General features: G+C 55.6%; 19 protein-coding genes. 12 read left to right on the plus strand and 7 right to left on the minus strand.

Annotation, left to right across the window (positions count from 1 at the left end; translation table 11 throughout):
* Positions 1-13: 13 nt before the first annotated feature.
* From FIV00_RS06475 to FIV00_RS06510, 8 genes are all read left to right on the plus strand, one after another.
* Positions 14-1021 carry an ABC transporter permease subunit gene (locus FIV00_RS06475; protein ID WP_152499972.1) on the plus strand — a complete coding sequence of 336 codons (1008 nt, stop codon included), beginning with the start codon at positions 14-16 and terminating at the stop codon, positions 1019-1021.
* Between the two features lie 15 nt (positions 1022-1036).
* Positions 1037-1966, plus strand: coding sequence for an ABC transporter permease subunit (locus FIV00_RS06480; RefSeq protein ID WP_152499973.1), 930 nt, complete (start codon positions 1037-1039; stop codon positions 1964-1966).
* Positions 1967-1970: 4 nt separating this feature from the next.
* Positions 1971-2807, plus strand: a complete 837-nt coding sequence (locus tag FIV00_RS06485; RefSeq protein WP_152499974.1) for an ABC transporter ATP-binding protein — start codon at positions 1971-1973, stop codon at positions 2805-2807.
* Positions 2808-3638 carry a dipeptide ABC transporter ATP-binding protein gene (locus FIV00_RS06490; protein ID WP_152499975.1) on the plus strand — a complete coding sequence of 277 codons (831 nt, stop codon included), beginning with the start codon at positions 2808-2810 and terminating at the stop codon, positions 3636-3638.
* 82 nt (positions 3639-3720) lie between these two features.
* Positions 3721-5061: an MFS transporter gene (locus FIV00_RS06495; protein ID WP_152499976.1), complete on the plus strand. Its 1341-nt coding sequence runs from the start codon at positions 3721-3723 to the stop codon at positions 5059-5061.
* Between the two features lie 53 nt (positions 5062-5114).
* Positions 5115-5468 (plus strand): helix-turn-helix transcriptional regulator, encoded by a 354-nt coding sequence (locus FIV00_RS06500; protein WP_152499977.1) that lies wholly within the window; start codon positions 5115-5117, stop codon positions 5466-5468.
* A gap of 30 nt (positions 5469-5498) precedes the next feature.
* A complete protein-coding gene (locus FIV00_RS06505; protein ID WP_152499978.1) occupies positions 5499-6008 on the plus strand; it encodes an arsenate reductase ArsC in 510 nt (169 codons plus the stop codon).
* Positions 6001-6681 (plus strand): MIP/aquaporin family protein, encoded by a 681-nt coding sequence (locus tag FIV00_RS06510; RefSeq protein WP_152499979.1) that lies wholly within the window; start codon positions 6001-6003, stop codon positions 6679-6681. Before FIV00_RS06505 ends, FIV00_RS06510 begins: the two co-directional genes overlap by 8 nt.
* Positions 6682-6754: 73 nt before the next feature.
* On the opposite strand, the gene FIV00_RS06515 is transcribed toward FIV00_RS06510, so the two are convergent.
* The 4 genes from FIV00_RS06515 to FIV00_RS06530 all read right to left on the minus strand — a co-directional run bounded on the left by FIV00_RS06515 (position 6755) and on the right by FIV00_RS06530 (position 11259).
* Positions 6755-7192: a GNAT family N-acetyltransferase gene (locus FIV00_RS06515; protein WP_152499980.1), complete on the minus strand. Its 438-nt coding sequence runs from the start codon at positions 7190-7192 to the stop codon at positions 6755-6757.
* Between the two features lie 56 nt (positions 7193-7248).
* Positions 7249-7896, minus strand: coding sequence for a GntR family transcriptional regulator (locus tag FIV00_RS06520; RefSeq protein WP_152499981.1), 648 nt, complete (start codon positions 7894-7896; stop codon positions 7249-7251).
* A 93-nt stretch (positions 7897-7989) separates the two neighbouring features.
* Positions 7990-8676 carry a DUF2270 domain-containing protein gene (locus FIV00_RS06525; protein ID WP_152499982.1) on the minus strand — a complete coding sequence of 229 codons (687 nt, stop codon included), beginning with the start codon at positions 8674-8676 and terminating at the stop codon, positions 7990-7992.
* Positions 8677-8820: 144 nt separating this feature from the next.
* Positions 8821-11259 (minus strand): Tex family protein, encoded by a 2439-nt coding sequence (locus FIV00_RS06530; protein WP_152499983.1) that lies wholly within the window; start codon positions 11257-11259, stop codon positions 8821-8823.
* A gap of 369 nt (positions 11260-11628) precedes the next feature.
* On the opposite strand from FIV00_RS06530, the gene FIV00_RS06535 reads away from it, so the two are divergent.
* The gene (locus tag FIV00_RS06535; RefSeq protein WP_152499984.1) at positions 11629-12282 is read left to right on the plus strand and encodes a TetR/AcrR family transcriptional regulator; all 654 of its coding nucleotides are present in this window, start codon (positions 11629-11631) and stop codon (positions 12280-12282) included.
* Here FIV00_RS06535 and FIV00_RS06540 read toward each other — a convergent pair.
* The gene (locus tag FIV00_RS06540; protein WP_152499985.1) at positions 12266-13387 is read right to left on the minus strand and encodes an ATP-dependent RecD-like DNA helicase; all 1122 of its coding nucleotides are present in this window, start codon (positions 13385-13387) and stop codon (positions 12266-12268) included. The genes FIV00_RS06535 and FIV00_RS06540 overlap by 17 nt on opposite strands.
* Before the next feature lie 94 nt (positions 13388-13481).
* The gene (locus FIV00_RS06545; protein WP_209006837.1) at positions 13482-14795 is read right to left on the minus strand and encodes an FAD-binding oxidoreductase; all 1314 of its coding nucleotides are present in this window, start codon (positions 14793-14795) and stop codon (positions 13482-13484) included.
* 304 nt (positions 14796-15099) lie between these two features.
* Here FIV00_RS06545 and FIV00_RS06550 point away from each other — a divergent pair, with 304 nt between their 5' ends.
* Both FIV00_RS06550 and FIV00_RS06555 read left to right on the plus strand, forming a co-directional pair.
* On the plus strand, positions 15100-16053 hold the full coding sequence (locus FIV00_RS06550) for a fatty acid desaturase (protein WP_152499987.1): 954 nt from the start codon (positions 15100-15102) through the stop codon (positions 16051-16053).
* Positions 16054-16055: 2 nt separating this feature from the next.
* A complete protein-coding gene (locus tag FIV00_RS06555; RefSeq protein ID WP_247649405.1) occupies positions 16056-16877 on the plus strand; it encodes a phosphate/phosphite/phosphonate ABC transporter substrate-binding protein in 822 nt (273 codons plus the stop codon).
* A 22-nt stretch (positions 16878-16899) separates the two neighbouring features.
* On the opposite strand, the gene FIV00_RS30415 is transcribed toward FIV00_RS06555, so the two are convergent.
* Positions 16900-17034, minus strand: coding sequence for a hypothetical protein (locus FIV00_RS30415; protein ID WP_256366676.1), 135 nt, complete (start codon positions 17032-17034; stop codon positions 16900-16902).
* A 162-nt stretch (positions 17035-17196) separates the two neighbouring features.
* On the opposite strand from FIV00_RS30415, the gene FIV00_RS06560 reads away from it, so the two are divergent.
* Positions 17197-18099 (plus strand): LysR family transcriptional regulator, encoded by a 903-nt coding sequence (locus FIV00_RS06560; RefSeq protein WP_152499988.1) that lies wholly within the window; start codon positions 17197-17199, stop codon positions 18097-18099.
* Positions 18100-18114: the final 15 nt, after the last annotated feature.

The following is an 18114-nucleotide window of genomic DNA, read 5'->3' on the forward strand; positions in this document are numbered from 1 at the left end:
TCTGGAACCTGACATGCTCCGCTTTCTTCTAGGTCGTCTCGGCTTGTTGATCCCGACATTTATCGGCGTCACCTTCGTCGCCTTCACCTTCATTCGCCTTTTGCCCGGTGATCCAGCTGAGCTCCTTGCCGGAGAACGCGGGATTACGCCGGAACGCAAGGCTGAAGTCATGAGGCAGCTGGGCTTTGACAAGCCCTACTGGCAACAGTATCTCGACTATATATTCGGGATCTTCCAAGGTGATCTGGGAACGTCCTTTTCGTCCAAGAAGCCTGTGCTTGACGAGTTCATGACACTCTTTCCTGCGACGGCGGAGCTCGCGCTTTGCGCGATCATTCTTGCAGTTTGCATAGGAATTCCGGCAGGTATCTTTGCTGCGGTGAAACGCGGATCGATCGCGGATCAGGCGATCATGGGAACAGCGCTTGTCGGCTACTCGATGCCGATCTTCTGGTGGGGCTTGTTGCTGATCATCCTGTTTTCCGGTGTGTTGCAATGGACACCGGTTTCCGGACGGATCTCGCTGCTTTACTTTTTCCCGCAGGTGACGGGTTTCATGCTGATCGACAGTTTGCTGTCTGGAGAAAAGGGCGCGTTCCTGTCGGCGGTACGGCATCTGATCTTGCCGTCAATCGTTCTGGCGACCATCCCGCTGGCGGTGATTGCCCGCCAGACCCGATCCGCCATGCTTGAGGTCCTCGGAGAGGACTATGTGCGCACCGCGCGCGCAAAAGGCCTGGCGCCAAAATCGGTGATAGGTCTCCACGCGCTTCGAAACGCTCTTATCCCGGTTGTTACGACCATTGGCCTACAGGTTGGAGTTCTGCTTGGCGGAGCGATCCTGACAGAAACCATTTTCTCGTGGCCCGGTATCGGCAAATGGCTTTTCGACAGCATTTCGCGCCGGGACTACTTTGTGGTCCAGGGCGGCCTTCTTCTGATTGCCGGCATCGTGATGATGGTCAATCTGATTGTGGATGTGCTCTACGGCCTGATCAATCCACGCATCCGACACAACTGAGCCGAGGGTTAGAAAATGACAAATACCTCTCCGGCCACCGGTGCCGAAACAGACAAGGTTCAGGCGGCGAGCCGAAGCGCCACCTGGGCCAATCTCGCCGAATTCTGGTACTACTTCTCGCGGAACAAAGGCGCGGTTATCGGACTGTGCATCTTTGTCGCGCTGGTCGCAGTCGCGGTGCTTTCCCCCTGGATTTCACCGCATGATCCGGACATGCAATATCGGGACAGCTTCCTGGTTCCGCCCTTCTGGGAAGAAGGTGGCAAGTCGACCTTCATTCTTGGAACGGATGCTGTCGGGCGCGATATCCTTTCCCGGCTTATGCACGGTGCTGCATACTCGCTCTGGGTCGGCGTCATCGTTGTCACCATTTCGCTTTGTGTCGGGATCGTGACGGGGCTGATCTCAGGTTATGCAGGCGGCGCGGTCGATACATTCATCATGCGTTTGATGGATATCATCCTTGCCTTCCCGGCACTCCTTCTTGCGCTGGTTCTTGTTGCCATCCTCGGTCCGGGGCTGACAAATGCGATGATTGCCATCGCGCTTGTTCTTCAGCCGCATTTCGTCAGATTGACACGTGCAGCCGTCTTGGCGGAGCGGTCGCGCGATTATGTGGTCGCCGCACGGCTTGCTGGTGCTGGTCACCTTCGTCTGATGTTCAAGACCATATTGCCGAACTGTCTCGCACCGCTGATCGTTCAGGCAACGCTTTCCTTTTCCAACGCAATCCTGGATGCAGCCGCACTTGGCTTTCTCGGGATGGGCGCTCAGCCGCCTGCGTCTGAGTGGGGCACGATGCTTGCCGAGGCCCGGGAGTTCATCCTGAGTGCCTGGTGGGTGGTTACTTTCCCAGGTCTGGCCATTCTGATCACCGTGATTGCCATCAATCTAGTCGGCGATGGTCTGCGTGATGCGCTTGACCCGAAACTGAAGAGGAGCTGATTGAATGTCTCTTCTGGAAATCAGAAACCTTCGAGTTGAATTCGATACCGCCAAGGGACCGTTCCGGGCGTTGGCTGGCGTTGACTACACAGTCGATGCAGGTGAAGTCCTGGCGATTGTCGGCGAATCCGGTTCTGGAAAATCGGTCGCCATGCTGGCGACAATGGGCCTGTTGCCGGACAGCGCAACCATCACTGCCGACAAGATGGAGTTCGAAGGCCTCGATCTTCGAACCCTTTCCGCGAAGGATCGCAGGAAGGTTATCGGCAAAGATATTTCGATGATCTTTCAAGAACCCATCGCAAGTCTGAATCCTTGTTTCACGGTCGGCTTTCAAATGAACGAGACCCTCAAGACACACACGGGTCTGAAGGGCAAACAGATCAAGGACCGCGTGATCGAGCTGTTCGAAGCTGTTGGCATCCCTGACCCGGCGGGACGGCTCAATGCCTTTCCGCATCAGATGTCCGGTGGCCAGTGTCAGCGTGTGATGATTGCCATGGCAATCGCGTGTTCGCCGAAACTGTTGATCGCAGACGAGCCGACAACGGCGCTTGATGTGACCATTCAAAAGCAGATCCTGGATCTGCTGGTTCAAATCCAGCAGGAAAGCGGCATGGGGCTGATCATGATCACACATGACATGGGCGTTGTCGCCGAAACCGCCGATCGTGTGATCGTTCAGTATCAGGGCCGCAAGATGGAGGAGGCTGATGTGCTTTCTCTGTTTGAAAACCCTCAAAACCCCTACACAAAAGCGCTGCTTTCGGCATTGCCGGAAAATGCGACGGGCGACCGTCTGCCGACGGTCAGCGATTTTGCTCAAGCGGGAGGATTTTAAGTGGCCGACGATATCATCCTCAAAGTCCGCGACGTTTATCGTACCTATGACATCAAGGGCGGGCTGTTCAAAAAAGCGTCTCAACTGACTGCTGTCAAAGGTGTGAGCCTTGATGTGGAACGCGGTTCCACACTGGCCGTTGTCGGAGAAAGCGGATGCGGCAAGTCCACCCTTGCCCGCATGCTCACCATGATCGACGCACAATCGTCCGGATCGATTGAAATTGACGGTCTTCCGATCGACATTTCGAAGACTGGCATTTCCAAGGAGATGCGCCAGAAAGTCCAGATTGTTTTCCAGAATCCCTATGGATCGCTAAATCCGCGCCAGAAGATAGGACATGTTCTTGAAGAACCGCTGCTCCTGAATACAGACATGCCGTCAGCTGAACGTCGCGACCTTGCACTTCAGATGCTGGAGAAAGTCGGGTTGCCGCCTGAGCACTACGGTCGTTACCCGCATATGTTTTCCGGTGGGCAGCGGCAGCGCATCGCAATTGCCCGTGCCATCATGATGAAGCCAAAACTTCTCGTGCTGGACGAGCCTGTCTCCGCTCTGGATCTTTCCGTACAGGCCCAGATCCTCAACCTTCTCGCCGATCTGCAGGAAGAAATGAACCTGACTTACGTGTTCATTTCTCATGACCTGTCAGTGGTGCGTTACATCGCCGACAAGGTGATGGTGATGTATTTTGGTGAAGTTGTTGAATACGGCACTCGGGACGAGGTGTTCAACGATCCTCAACACGACTACACCAAAACATTGTTTGCTGCGACACCCCGGGCCGATGTCGAGAGCATCAAAAAGCGTCTGGCGGCGAAAGCCGCCTGATGTTGTTGTAAAGCTATTAAGCCGTGCACGTACTCGGCTTGTTCATGTAGGCTCCTGAGGCTGGTCTTCGGGAGCCTTTTTCATGCAGGCAATTTCGGACGCAAATCGAAAATGGTGGCTCCTGGGTGCCGTCAGCTGTGTCCTGGGGCTTGTGCTTCTGGACGAAACGGTGGTCGGAATTGCCTTGCCGACCATCCAGAAAGAGCTTGGGCTCTCGAACAATGACGCCCACTGGGTGGTGAATGCCTATCTCCTGACCTTTGCCTGTTTTGTTGCAGTTGGCGGAAAGGTTGCGGATTTGTTTGGAATTCTGCGCGTTTTCCTGTTCGGGTTGGCGCTTTTTGCCATTTGCTCGGTTGCGTGCGGGTTTGCACCGTCGGGAGGCGCGTTGATCGCAGCACGGGCACTGCAGGGACTTGGTGCCGCGATCATCTTTCCGTTGTTCCTTGCGATGATCACCATAACTTTTCCAAAGGATGTCAGAGGAGCGGCATTGGCAACAAGTGGTGCCGTTGGAACGACGTTTCTCGCACTCGGACCTCTGGTTGGAGGGCTCTTTACCGACTTTCTGTCCTGGCGATGGATCTTCTGGATCAATCCGTTTGTTGCCGTAGTCGTTGCTGTATTGGTGACGCTCACCTGGCGAGATGTGCCGCGACCAGCGGGGCGGCAAATTGACTGGATCGGTTTGCTTCTGATGGCGACGGCCATGTTTTGCGTTGTCTTCGGTCTCATGGAGGCGAGTGATCTTGGATGGCGCAATCCGTTGATCCTTGCTTCGATGTTCCTCGGGCTGGTTCTTTTCGGGCTTTTCTGGAGGTTCGAGCTTCGGCAAAGCATGCCGCTGATTGAAGTCGATCTGTTTTCGAGTCCCGTTTTCGCGGGAAGCAATCTGACGATCTTCACGGCTCAATATGCCAAGATGCCACTTTTTGTCTTTGTTGCTCTTTATGCCCAGACCGATCTGCACCTGACGCCTTTTCAAGCGGGTGTCGTTGTCATGCTCGCGCCGGCCCTGCAGCCTATTACCGCTGTGGTGTGCGGGCGGTATGCCGACAAGATTGCAAAACGATGGCAAGTGCTTTTCGGCCTTGGTGTACTGACGCTTGCCTTCCTCTGGCAAGCCGTGACCTGGTCCTATGAGAATGTGTTTCTGTTCGTTCCAGGGCTTTTGATCGCGGGGTTGGCGTTTCCGTTTCTATTCACACCGACACGAGCGGCCGTTTCGGAGGCATTGCCTGAGCACAAACATGGACAGGGAGGCGGGATTGCCATGACATCCCAGATCGCCGGCGGCACCGTCGGACTTGCAGTGTCCAGCGCTGCGTTCGCTCTTGGCGGGTTCGGGCTCGTTTTCGCTCTCACCGCACTACTCTCGACTCTGGTATTCATTTATGCCGCTTTCGCCTTTCGAGGTGCCTGAGATGCATTCGGAAAAGAAGTTGCTTACTTCGTTATTTCGAGTATTCTCGAAGTATGGAAAAACAAAAAGCTCTTGATGCTTTGGCCGCCCTTGGCCAGGAAACCCGCCTCGATGTTTTTCGTCTGCTGGTGAAGGCCGGCAAGGAAGGCATGAGCGCAGGTGCCATTGCAGACGCGCTCAAAGTGCTCCCGAACACTTTGTCGGCGCATCTAAGTGCTTTGGCGCGGTCTGGTCTCGTTACCGCTGAACGAGATGGGCGGTCCATTCATTACACGGCCAGTTTGAGCACAATGCAGCTCCTGGTGACCTATCTTCTGGAAGACTGTTGCGGTGGAAACCCGGATCTTTGTGCTCCGATTGCAAATATCTTCACTTCCTGCACTTCGATTGAAGACGAGGCGACCTGACTTCACAAACATGGTGGGGCATTTTTGAAAATGCGTAATGTTCTGTTCGTCTGTACGGCGAATTCCGCGCGCTCAGTTTTGGGCGAAGGCCTTCTTCGTCACATGGGCGAAGGCAGGTTTGAAACCTATTCGGCAGGGTCCACACCGCGTGGATCGGTCAATCCAGACGCATTGGCCTGTCTAGCGCGTCATGGTCTTCCCACAGACGGTTTCCGCTCAAAGAGCTGGGAAGAATTTGCTGGACAGAATGCACCTCAGATGGACCTGATCGTGACCGTTTGTGACAGCGCTGCCGGAGAAGCGTGTCCGGTCTGGCCGGGTCATCCACTGGTCGTTCACTGGGGTATTCCGGATCCGGCGTCCGTAGAAGGCGATGATGCTGTAAGGGGTGAAGCCTTTGACCTGGCCTATCGGCGCCTCAAACAGCGTATCCAAGCCATGCTTGTTCTTGGTGATGCCGTTTTCACCACCGGCGACGGAAAACAAAAACTGGCAGCGATCGGCGCTGCAGCTGACGCACAGGATTTAAAACATGTCTGAATTCAGCCTGTCCCGGCGCCTCGTTGCGGAGGCGCTCGGAACCGCCATGCTTGTGGGAACTGTTGTCGGATCCGGTATCATGGCGGACAAGCTTTCTGATGATGTCGCCGTCTCTCTGCTCGGCAACACGATCCCAACCGGTGCAATCCTGGTGGTGTTGATCACGATGCTTGGCCCGATTTCCGGTGCGCATTTCAACCCTGCCGTGACGTTTGTCTTCTGGCTGAAACGTGAACTCGGTTTGGCCGTCGCTGCAGTTTACATCATCGCGCAGATCCTTGGCGGTATCTCAGGTTCGTTGGTTGCGCATGTGATGTTTGAACTGCCGGTTCTGCAAGCCTCGACAACCGTGCGCACGGGGGCAGGGCAATGGGTTGCGGAAATCGTTGCGACATTCGGCCTGCTCGCGACTATTCTCGCCGGCATTCGGTTTCGAGAAGCGGCGGTGCCCTGGTTGGTGGGGCTCTATATCACGGCAGCATACTGGTTCACCGCTTCGACGTCCTTTGCCAATCCCGCAGTGGCGATCTCAAGAGCTTTTACCGATACGTTTGCCGGCATCAGGCCCGTCGATCTGCCGGGTTTCATCATTGCTGAATTTGCAGGAGCAGCTGTTGCTCTGGCGCTCTTCTCCTGGCTGCTCAAGTCGGAAAAGCAGGCTGCGATTTCGTAAAGCTCAACCGGCTATTGCTGGAGTGTGTTGCAATTGGCTTTCGGTTGGTTGCCAAGCTAATGCAATCGCTTGCCTAAAGCTCTTTTTTCATGAACCAGCGGCAATGGTTTGCCGGGTGCTGAGACGCCTTGTTCTCTAGAGTGCCGAAAGTCTCGTAGCCACGGTTCAGATAGAATTCGTAGGCTTGGGGGTTGGACGTGTCCAGCCAGGCTCCATGGCAGTCGAGCCGGCGTCCTTCGGTTTCCGCGGCATTCAAAAGCTCTGACCCTAGCCCCGAGCCGCGGGCTTTTTCGTCAACCCAGAGGACTTTCAAAAGCAACCAGCCATAGGACGTTGATGCCGTTACACCGCCAAGCAACTGACCATCTTTTGACGTTGCCTTCAGAACAATGGCTTCATTGCGCGATTGGATGTTGTGTTGTCGGAGCGAGCGAAGCAATTGTCGCTCGATCTCATCGGCAAGTTCTGCGCTTTCATCACCACTCTCTTTGGAAATCCTCGCCGATAGCATCGATCCTCTCCTGTGTGGGTGACTTCACTTGAAGCAGCGTGTCTTCCGCGTTGACGTCAGCTGAGTCCGCTGAGCAAAGACATGGCATGCCGCCTCAGGTAGAGCATGAGATTTTCAGCATGTTCCATCGCAGACGGTTCGTCACCGGCGGCGATCGCCTGCATAACCTCCAAATGGCTCCATGCGGCAGGGTTCAGATCGGTCTGACCGAAATGGCGATACCAGAAGCGTCGGCTGTGGCTCTGCAACGGCGCGAGTGCCTTTGCTGCAAAAGGATTGCAGGCTGCTTGAGCAACCACCTCGTCGAAAGCCTTGTCCAGTCTCAGGTAGGCTTCAACATCAGGCACAGAGGCAGCCTCTCTCATTTCCTCCGCGCATTTTTCAAGAGCCTTGCGCTCCTGCTGACTGGCTAGTCTGGCAGCTGAGCCGGCCATCAGGCGCTCCAGCGCATGCCTTGCTTCAAGCACCTTGACGAAATCTGCCGGGTTCATGTCGGCGACGATCACACCAAGCCTTGGACGTATCGTCAAAAGGCCTTCCCAACTGAGCCGTTGCAAAGCTTCACGGATGGGTGTCCGTCCCATACCGAGCCGTTGTGTCAGATAAGTTTCCGTAACCGCTTCACCGGGCTTCAGCTTCAAGGTGACGATGTCTTCTTCCAGGTCCCGGTACGCCTGGGCGGATTGGCTGACATCGCTGGTCATCAAAATATACTCTATGTCTGTAACAGATGGTCTTTTGATATATCAGTTGCTGATCAGAAATGAAACTGCCGGTATTTCGGTCGCGGTCCCAGGTCAGATCGCCTGCATCGGCGATTGACGCTTTTCGCGGTAAATCTTGTCCAGCCGCAGGGTAACGAAAGCAAAAACAACCCAGCTCAGATGAAACACAAGCCCGGCAAACATCACGAAACTTCCAGGAATAGGGCCGATTGCAGCTCGTGCGAATACGTCTGCGAAACTGGTGAGAGGTTCTGGATGAATTGCAATCTTGCCGTAATAGGCGACGGCTTGAATGGCGAGGATCCAGGAATAATTTGATCGCAGCCGACGTCCTGCAGCTCGCACCAGGCTGATGTGGTAGTGTGGCGTTTCGTAGTCATCCGCCAGCATCTTGCTCCACTCGCTGCCCCACGGCACCTTTCGCCCGTGGAGGATCGGCGCGTAGAGATCGGACTCCATCAGCCGGGCTCTGGCGCGGAACATATTGTAGTATCGATAACGGCGTGCTTCGAAGATCAGAAAGACCGTGACCAGCAGTCCAACCAGAACCATAGGCAATGGCGAGGCATCCTTGTTGGAAAAGGTCGCTGATAGCGCGATGCCTGTGGTGACCACTGCCCAGTTCGTGGTGTTGTCCAACCGTGTGCGCCAGTGCGTGCTGCGAAACACTTCGGCCCGATAAAGATGCGCCAGCGCACCGAGTGTGCCGGATTCTATTTCCTGGTTCGGCCAGTCTCTCCTGGGGCTTTCCTCGCTCATGAGCTGATCCTTGATCATGCGTGCTCACGACAAGACTACCTCAACTGGTATTCTTTTCTAGTTTTTCCGCACGTGCGGGACCATGCAGAACCGGGCGCACAGCCGGTATTGGCTTCGATAAAACAGTTGATCGACCGATGTTCCTCACGTTCTTTTCTTGTTCATGGCCGCTGCAAGGGCTGCTGCCATGGCGTTGTTGCCGCCGTCGCCGGAACCTTTCGGAGTGGTGCCCTTTCCACCACCGGAGGGACCACCGCGGGGCCCACGGCCTGCCGGGCCCCGATTGCCGGAGCCCTTATGGCTCTGACCACCTCTATCCTGCCGCGGACGCTCGCGCTGTTCCTGGTAGTCGGCCTGGGATTTCATCGTCATAGAGATGCGCTTGCGCGGAACATCGACGTCGAGGATCGTTACTTTGACGATGTCACCTGCCTTGACGACTTTGTGGGGATCGTCGACGAAGCGGTCGGCAAGCTGTGAAACGTGAACGAGACCGTCCTGGTGGACGCCGACATCCACGAACGCACCGAAATTGGTGACATTGGTGACGGTGCCTTCGAGCTTCATTCCTTGTTTCAGGTCCGAAATTTCCTCAACACCGTCCTGGAGGGCGGCCGTCTTGAATTCCGGGCGCGGATCGCGGCCGGGCTTCTCAAGTTCTGAGAAAATGTCCTCAACGGTCGGCAGTCCGAAAGTCTCGTCGGTAAACTCTGAAGGGTCGAGACCCTTGAGCAAAGCGTTGTCACCCATGATCTGCCTTACATCCCGTCCGCAGGCCTTCACGATGCGTTTGGCAAGCGGATAGGCTTCCGGGTGAACAGAAGACGCATCAAGCGGTTCCTTGCCGTCGTTGATCCGCAGAAAGCCCGCGCACAGTTCAAAAGCCTTTGCGCCGAGGCGCGGCACGTCCTTGAGCTGGCGGCGGCTGTCAAAGCGGCCGATGCCGTCCCGATGTTCCACAACGGCCGTGGCAAGGCTTTCGGATAGGCCGGAAATGCGTGAGAGGAGTGCAGGAGAGGCGGTGTTGAGATCAACGCCGACCGCATTCACTGCGTCTTCGACAACGGCATCAAGCGCGCGTGCAAGTTTGCTTTGATTGACATCATGCTGGTACTGACCGACCCCGATGGATTTCGGCTCGATCTTGACGAGCTCGGCGAGCGGGTCTTGCAAACGCCTCGCAATCGATGCCGCACCCCTGAGGGACACATCAATGTCCGGCATTTCCTTTGCTGCGAGCTCCGATGCCGAATAGACGGATGCACCGGCCTCGTTGACGATCACCTTGACCGGGCGTTGTGCAGAAGGAATGTCGGACAACACATCAGCGGCAAGCTTGTCGGTTTCCCGGCTGGCGGTGCCGTTGCCAATCGCCAGAAGCCCGACCTTGTGTTTCGCCATAAGGGCAAGCAATGTCGCCCTAGAACCTGAAATGTCGTTGCGCGGCTGGAAGGGATAGATTGTTGCGGTATCGACCAGTTTGCCGGTTCCGTCCACCACGGCGACCTTCACCCCGGTGCGAATTCCCGGATCGAGCCCGAGTGTTGCCGTGGCACCTGCCGGCGCGGCCAAAAGCAGATCTTTCAAATTTCTCGCAAAAACCTGAATGGCTTCTTCTTCTGCCTTGTCGCGAAGAACCCCCATCAGATCAAGTTCCAGGTGGAGCGCCAGTTTTACCTTCCAGGCAAACCTTGCAACTTCCATCAGCCACTTGTCCGCAGGTCGACCACGATCGGCTATGCCATATGTGTCGGCCACCATCCTGACTGCAGGCAATATGGGTGAAACATCGTCGGCGTCGACGGTCAGATCAACGGACAGAATGCCCTCGTTGCGGCCACGAAACAGCGCTAGAGCCCTGTGACTCGGAATTTTCGACCACTTTTCCGAGTAGTCGAAATAGTCGGCGAATTTCGCACCCTTGTCTGCCATGCCTTCGATGAGCTTGGACTGCACGACGCCCCGGTCTTCAACATGGCGTCTCAGCCTTCCGACGAGGTCCGCGTTTTCGGCAAACCGCTCCATGAGAATTTGCCGGGCGCCATCCAGGGCAGCCTTGGTATCGGCAATGACCTTGCCTTCGTCCACAAAAGCGTTTGCCTCGGTTTCCGGATCCTTCTGCGGGTCAGCCAACAGCTGATCGGCGAGTGGCTCGAGACCGGCTTCCCTGGCGATCTGTGCTTTGGTCCGCCGCTTTTTCTTATAAGGAAGATATAAGTCTTCAAGTTGTGACTTGGTTTCCGCTGCCTGAATACCATTGGTCAGCTCGTCAGTGAGTTTGCCCTGTTCTTCAATCGATTTCGTTATGGCTACTCGGCGGTCTTCAAGCTCGCGAAGATAGATCAGGCGTTCTTCAAGCTTGCGCAGCTGGCTGTCGTCCAGGCCGCCGGTGGCTTCCTTTCGGTAACGGGCAATAAAGGGAACGGTCGACCCTTCATCGAGCAATTGCACTGCTGCGTTCACCTGGCCGGCTTTGCACCCAATTTCCTCGGAGATTCGCTGTGCGATCCTGGTTGCCGTTCCAGCGGCCACGGTGCTGTTGTTGCCGGTCTGGGATTGCGAGGGTGATGAAACACTGACCATTTACGATGAAGCTTTCCAATAAGAGGCCTTTGAAGCCGCAGACGATAGTGTCCCTATCTATGGCATGAAAGAGCCAGAATAAATCCTTCCACCGGGAAACTGGTCGTGATTGAGCCATCGCCGATATAGCTCGTCTCAGCCTGTCTGCTTCGGTCCGTTTTGGAAAAATTGTTGCAATCAAGGTGCAATCATGAGTGGTTTTCTTGCCGATCTTGAACGATTTGCAACACATTGCGTATTATGCGTTCCGAAATCATGGCTATGTTTGCCAAACTGCTGTGATCATATAGCCGCATTGCTGTTGCTGAATAACAATCTAAATAGAGGCTGGATTGTTCAGGAATTGGTTGCGGAAAGGAGTTTATGCCGATGCCACGGGGACGGCCGAGGAAAGTGGAAGCGAAAGACGCTCTTCAGGCGGTCATGCTCGCTTTCTGGCAGAACGGATATTCCGCAACGTCCATGACAGATCTGTCTGAGGTCTCGGGCATGGCAAAGCCTGGTCTCTATGCGGCATTCGGCGACAAGGAAGCTCTCTTCGAAAAAGCGCTGCTGCATTATTTTGAGACCTACGCTGGCCCTGTCTTCGACCGTCTGATGGCAGCCAGAAAACATGTAGTGGCGGATCTGCGTGAGTTTTTGGGAGCGGTTGCCGATTTGACGATGGACCCCAACACTCCGTCAGGCTGTTTTCTCGTCAATGCGCTGGTCGATTGCGCCTATGGGTCTGACCGGCATCGGGAACTGGTCCTCGGGTTGCGGGACTCACGTTACGCCATGATCCGGGAGCGCTTATTGAAGGCAGTGTCCAATGGCGAATTTGCGTCCGATGCCGACCTCGACCGGGCAGCGACCTTTGTTGATGGGCAGTTTTCCGCGATCGCCATCCTTGGGCGGGGTGGAAGCAGCAAGAGTGACCTCAAAACATTTATTGAGACTGGATTGCGCGCGCTACCGATCCTGAACAGCGACCAGGTCTTTGATGAACTTGCCGCAGTAGACCAGCCTATTTTACGACAGTAATGCGCTCTGCCGCCCTGGTGACGGCGGTATAAAGCCAGCGGCTTTTGTGTTCGCGAAAAGCCCAGCTTTCGTCGAACAGCACCACACTATCCCACTGCGATCCCTGTGCCTTGTGAACGGTCAGAGCGTAGCCGTAGTCGAACTCATCGGCCTTGCGACGAATGGCATAAGGGATACTCTCCGCTCCGTCTTCAAACATGGCCGGCAGCACTTTCACCTTCACAGCCAGTTTGCTGAGTTCGTCTTCCGAATGAACGTCGAAACGCAAGGTGTTGCCCCTTGGTGGACGCAGGCGTTTGACAGTCCAGAGACCGCCATTCAGCAGTCCCTTGGTCTTGTCGTTTCTCAGACACACCAGCTTGTCACCAACGGCCGGCATGGGCGTGTCAAAATTCTTCAACTCGCGGATGCGCGCGTTATAGAGCCTGCGGGTCTTGTTGGTTCCAACCAGAACCTGATCGGCTCCGAGGATCTGTTCCTTGTCGATCTGGCGTCGGTTGATGACCATGCTCTCGCCGAACTCGCCATAGTCCAGTTGACCACCATCGCGAATGGTCATCGACATCCGGACAATCGGATTGTCCTGCGCCTGCCGATGAACTTCGGTCAGCATCACATCCGGCTCTGCTTCGGTGAAAAAGCCACCGCCCTTGACGGGGGGAAGCTGAGCCGGATCACCAAGCACAAGTACCGGTGTCCCAAAGGACAGAAGGTCCTTGCCCAACTCCTCGTCGACCATGGAGCATTCGTCGATGACGATCAGGCTGGCCGTGGCCGCGGCACTGTCACGCTTTATCGCGAATTGCGGGCCGGTATCTTCGTCGTCGTCATCAAGATCTTCTTCTTCCTTGGCAGATCGGGGACGATAAATCAGGGAATGAATGGTGCCGGCATCCTCGCACCCTTTCTGACGCAATACATGAGCCGCCTTGCCAGTGAACGCACCGAAGCAGACGTCTCCGTCGATGCCTTCTGCCAGATGGCGGGCGAGAGTGGTTTTGCCGGTTCCGGCATACCCGAACAACCGGAAGACCTGCCGGTCACCGCGTTTCAGCCAGGCGGCGGTTTCATTCAAGGCGTCGTCTTGCTGGGGAGACCAGGCCACGGAAGAGCTCCTTTAAGGTGTGCTCCGTTGCTTAGCCTGATTTGTGCGATTCGACCAAGAGAGTTTCCTTTTCCGCTGCCCCGGACGATCAACCCTAGCCCAGGACCGAAAAGGAACTTTCCTTTGTCAGCTCGCGTCGCCGGGAGAAGGTTGCCGTATTGAGCGTGTGCTCAACATGATGCAGTGCAAATTGCAGAGGTTCAGCGTCATGGTCGTTGCCGCCTTCGCAATAATCGATCAATTCGCCCATCAATCGTCCGGCGACCGTGGCGTTTTTGAACTGGTTGCCGCTGGTGCCTATGGCGAGGTAGTAGCCGTCTACATCGCTGCAGTCGTAAATCGGCAACCAGTCGTCCGTCGCGTCATAAAGATCGGCGACACCAACAGGGTGCTGAGAGACGCCGAGTTCGGGCAGGCGTTGAGAATAGCGATAGGCATAGGTGAGTGCCCTGTCGGTCAGGTCTCTTGAAAAATCGTCCGGATCGGCCTCCAGATGCGGATCGCAGGCCGGGTTTTGACTACCGATCATCAATTGCCCGCCGCTGCCGGGCTTAACGTAAACCGAAATGTCATTGTCGGAGATGACCAAGCCCTGTCGTGAATAGCCCAGTGTTTCCGGTGGTTTGATCTGCACGACTTCCTGGCGCAGGGGGCGATGTCCGATCCGGACGCCGGGATCCACGTCAAGAAGTGCATTGACCTTGCCTGAATGCGGACCTCCGACATTGATGACAATTCCGGCCGATATTTCTTCTCCGGTGTCACACACAACGCCCTGAACGCGGTTGTTCCTGGTCGGGATGTCAACGATCCTCGTGTTGAAACGGAAAGCCGCCCCTTTGCTGGCCGCGGCGTCCTTGAGATTTCGAGCCGCGATCTGGGGATCGTCGACATAGCCACCTGCGAAGAAGAACACGCCGCCCGTCAGTTCGCCGCCAGAGCGGGTGCCGAATTCATCGTCCTCCATTGTCTTGGCCGGTGCAAAGCACGCAAGATCATAACCCGGGAGTTCCTTTACGATCCGCTCGGCCGTCCAATGTTCATAAGCGATGCCGAGCGCGTCAGCATGTTCCAGAACCTGTTTTTGGTAGTTGTCGGCGGCCGTCTTCATGACAAGCGTGCCGGTTTCAATGAATTGAGCAAGGCCATCTTGAGTGTCAGTGCCGAGTATTTGCTGCCAGTTTTTCCACTCGTGATAGCCCTCATAGGCCATCGCAGTTCCGTCCCGTGTTGAATAGTAGGTCCGAATGACGGCTGCGGAGCTTGACGTGGACCCATACCCGGCCGCAGGCAAAGCATCGACATTGAGTGTCTTGTAGCCCCGCTTCGTCAAATGAAAGGCAATTGCGCACCCGATCACACCGGCGCCGATGATTATTGCGTCGTATCGGTTTTCAGGATCGGTCACCAAGCGCGTCCTCCCGGTTGGTGTGGCGGTTTTCTTGCGTCAGGCTGGAACAGACCTCAAGTTCACAATTATCCAGAACCATAAGCGCCCAGTCCTGTTGAGAAACAGTCGGAAATTTGTCGAAATTCCTCTTAGTTTGTTACTAATATTAAACTTTGGTTCTTTTATTCCCCAATTATTGAAATAAATTAGACAATGTAGATTTTGTTCAAAACTCCCCAATTGAAGCGCTGTAGACAACACCGCATAGTAATTGCGGTTCAGTTCGGTTTTTGCCGATTTTTCAATAATTTGGGAGTTTTTTGTGCCGCGCGAGAATGTCTGCGAATGGCCGACCTTGGCCTTGATACTGGGTGTGTCGGCAATCTGGATGCTGCTGATCGGTTCCTACGGAATGCTCGGTGGTTGGATTGTTTGTCCACTTGCGGCCGTGCTTGTGACACTTCAGGCATCGCTGCAGCACGAAGTACTCCACGGGCATCCAACGCGCAGCCCGGCCATCAATGAAGCACTGGTCTATTGTTCACTCAATCTCTTCATCCCATATCGCCGGTTCAAATCGCTGCATCTGAGGCACCACAACAACGACCGCTTGACCGATCCTTACGATGATCCGGAGAGCTTCTATCTGGCGTGGGCAGACTGGCAAAGGCTGCCAAGCGTCATCCGATTTATTCTAACACTGAACAATACCCTGCTCGGCCGCCTTCTTATGGGTCCCGCTGTATCGACAATCGGTTTTGTCGGGTCGGAAGTTCGATTGATGCTGCGGGGTGACGGGGCTGTCCTCAAGGCGTGGGCCCATCACGTGGCAGGCATCGTCCCCGTCCTACTCTTTGTTGTCTATATTGGCGGCATGTCGATTTGGCTTTACATCCTGTGTGTCGCCTATCCGGCACTGAGCCTCCTGATGTTGCGCACGTTTGCTGAGCACAGGGCACATGAGGACGCGGAAGCGCGTTCGATCGTGGTTGAAAACAGCCCGGTTTTTGCTTTGCTTTTTTTGAACAACAATCTCCATGTCGTGCATCATGCCCATCCGAGGGCGCCCTGGTATGAGCTTCCGGCCATTTACCGGGAAGGGCGTGCGGCCTGGCAAAGGCGCAACAAGGGATATGTTTTTGACAGCTACCTCGATCTGGCAAAACGCTATTTGTTCAAGGTGAAGGAGCCGGTTGTGCATCCCATCAAGTACCGGAAGGAAATTGCAGGAGGACCGCCTCCCCAAGTGTCTTCGACGGGTGGGGCCGCGCATTGACCGTGCCTGTGTATCATCCGGTGCGGTTGCCGATGTATGACTGGCCGGAAGTGCGCAAGGCAACGAGTGCCCTTGAAGAGGCCTTCCAGGACGCAATCACCACTGCTCTGGGTATCGGACCGGAACAGTTCACGCCTTGGCCGATTGAACTGGATGTTCATGAAAGCTGGAGTGAGCCGGGCGTTCTGCTCACTCAAACCTGCGGCTATCCACTGACCCATGCCTTGAATGGAAGGGTGAGACTTCTGGGTGCCGCTCATTATGCGGCCCCGGGGTGCCGTGACCACTTTTATTGCAGCCAGATAATTGTCGGCAAGAACAGCTCCCATGAGACACTGGAAGACTTGCGCGGCGCGCGGGCGGTCTTCAACACACCGGACAGCCAATCGGGTATGAACGCCTTTCGCCGCAGCGTAGCGCCTTTGTCCAACGGGAAACCGTTTTTCTCGTCGGTTGTTGAGAGCGGCGGGCACCTGAAGTCGGTAAAAGCAGTTGCCGCCGGTGAAGCTGATGTCGCAAGTATCGATGCAGTGTGCTGGTGGCTTGTCTGCCAGGAATTTCCTGAGCTTGCCGACAAAGTGCGACCAATAGCGCAGACTTTGCCCGCGCCAGGGCTTCCAATGATCACATCCAACCGTTTCTCAGTCGCACAGGCCGCGCAGATTGCGGATGTCGTTGCGGATGTGCTCCAAGATCAGAAGACGCAAAAAAGCCGCGAACGGTTGGGCATTCGCGGCTTTTCTAAACTCGGTCTTGAAGACTATGCGAGCATCCCTGCCATGGAGCGGGAAGCTTCTGTGCTTGGATATCCCGTTCTGGCATAAATCACGCCATCACGTCAGACTGTCAGCGTGCAGCCTTCGGGTCTTGTGCGGTTTCGCGCAGGCGCAGGGCCTGGTTCATCCTGGCCAATTCTGCAGCGGAATGGCCGGAAACGACACCCATGAGGTTGGTGCGCAAAGCTTGAGCGAGATAAGTCATGGCAATCCCAATCCTTGTTTTGATGTTGTGGGTACGGGCGGTCCACTGCGTAATATACTGGCCGCTTGACCAACATATGGGCCTTCCTTGCGTTTCAATCAATCGAATTGTATTCATCGAACTGTTCAAAAAAATTGAACTCATACATGTTTGGACGTTTTCATGGATAAACTGCCCGGCAGCGGGACGCCGCTCATCGATCTGGAACTCTATCGAACCTTCCTGGTGATTGCAGAAACATCAAGTTTTTCAAAAGCTTCAGAACTCATTGGCCGAACACCTTCAGCGGTGTCCATGCAGATTAAGAAACTGGAAACCATGTTGGACGTTGCCGTGTTCGTACGGGAAGGACGCAGCGTCCGATTGACGCCGGAGGGTGAGGCCCTGCTTGGCTACGCACGCCGGATCTTGATGTTGAACGAGGAAGCGGTTTCGCTGTTTGTTGCGCCTGACGTGGAAGGTGAGGTTCGCTTTGGAGCCCCGTCCGACTTCGGCACACGACTTTTGCCCAATATTCTGTCCCGCTTTGCCCGTTCCCATCCCGGCGTCAATGTGGATGTTCACCTGGACGGCAGCCCGATGCTGGATGAAAAGGTCAAGACAGGAGAGCTGGATCTAGTGCTCTTCACGGCCCGCCCGGGCACGGGACTGGCAAGCGGCGGTGAGATCGTCTTCACCGAGCCTTTGGTCTGGGTCGGCCTCGAAGGCGGAATTGCCTATGACCGGGAACCTTTGCCCCTTGCTGTGTCCACACCTGGCTGTCCCTGGCGCCGCGCGGCGCGGGTTGCGCTTGACGATGCGCAAAAACCTTACCGGATTTCCTATACGAGCTTTCACAGCGCGGGCCAGGAGGCAGCTCTCCTTGCGGACCTTGCCATTGCGCCCTTTCCGGCAAGTGTTGTCGAAGCGCCGTTGCAGGTGTTGGACGAGCGCCATGGTCTTCCCGAGATCGGCGACTATCACATCGTCATGCGCGAGCGGGCGCGTGCCGGCAAGGCCACGCATGCTTTTGCGCAGCATGTCGAGGAGTGTTTCCGTGAACTTGCTCTCGGTGTTTCAGCCTAGTGTTACTGCAGCGGC

The organism is Labrenzia sp. THAF82 (genome assembly GCF_009363435.1).
Classification (GTDB): domain Bacteria; phylum Pseudomonadota; class Alphaproteobacteria; order Rhizobiales; family Stappiaceae; genus Roseibium; species Roseibium porphyridii.

What these genes read in the sequence shown, in the direction of transcription:
- FIV00_RS06475 (WP_152499972.1), top strand. Translation starts at nt 14, where the DNA reads ATGCTCCGCTTTCTTCTAGGTCGTCTCGGCTTGTTGATCCCGACATTT.
- FIV00_RS06500 (WP_152499977.1), top strand. Translation starts at nt 5,115, where the DNA reads ATGGAAAAACAAAAAGCTCTTGATGCTTTGGCCGCCCTTGGCCAGGAA.
- FIV00_RS06525 (WP_152499982.1), bottom strand. Translation starts at nt 8,676, where the DNA reads ATGAGCGAGGAAAGCCCCAGGAGAGACTGGCCGAACCAGGAAATAGAA.
- FIV00_RS06560 (WP_152499988.1), top strand. Translation starts at nt 17,197, where the DNA reads ATGGATAAACTGCCCGGCAGCGGGACGCCGCTCATCGATCTGGAACTC.
- FIV00_RS06505 (WP_152499978.1), top strand. Translation starts at nt 5,499, where the DNA reads ATGCGTAATGTTCTGTTCGTCTGTACGGCGAATTCCGCGCGCTCAGTT.
- FIV00_RS06520 (WP_152499981.1), bottom strand. Translation starts at nt 7,896, where the DNA reads ATGACCAGCGATGTCAGCCAATCCGCCCAGGCGTACCGGGACCTGGAA.
- FIV00_RS06480 (WP_152499973.1), top strand. Translation starts at nt 1,037, where the DNA reads ATGACAAATACCTCTCCGGCCACCGGTGCCGAAACAGACAAGGTTCAG.
- FIV00_RS06515 (WP_152499980.1), bottom strand. Translation starts at nt 7,192, where the DNA reads ATGCTATCGGCGAGGATTTCCAAAGAGAGTGGTGATGAAAGCGCAGAA.
- FIV00_RS06535 (WP_152499984.1), top strand. Translation starts at nt 11,629, where the DNA reads ATGCCACGGGGACGGCCGAGGAAAGTGGAAGCGAAAGACGCTCTTCAG.
- FIV00_RS06485 (WP_152499974.1), top strand. Translation starts at nt 1,971, where the DNA reads ATGTCTCTTCTGGAAATCAGAAACCTTCGAGTTGAATTCGATACCGCC.
- FIV00_RS06530 (WP_152499983.1), bottom strand. Translation starts at nt 11,259, where the DNA reads ATGGTCAGTGTTTCATCACCCTCGCAATCCCAGACCGGCAACAACAGC.
- FIV00_RS06510 (WP_152499979.1), top strand. Translation starts at nt 6,001, where the DNA reads ATGTCTGAATTCAGCCTGTCCCGGCGCCTCGTTGCGGAGGCGCTCGGA.
- FIV00_RS06495 (WP_152499976.1), top strand. Translation starts at nt 3,721, where the DNA reads ATGCAGGCAATTTCGGACGCAAATCGAAAATGGTGGCTCCTGGGTGCC.
- FIV00_RS30415 (WP_256366676.1), bottom strand. Translation starts at nt 17,034, where the DNA reads ATGACTTATCTCGCTCAAGCTTTGCGCACCAACCTCATGGGTGTCGTT.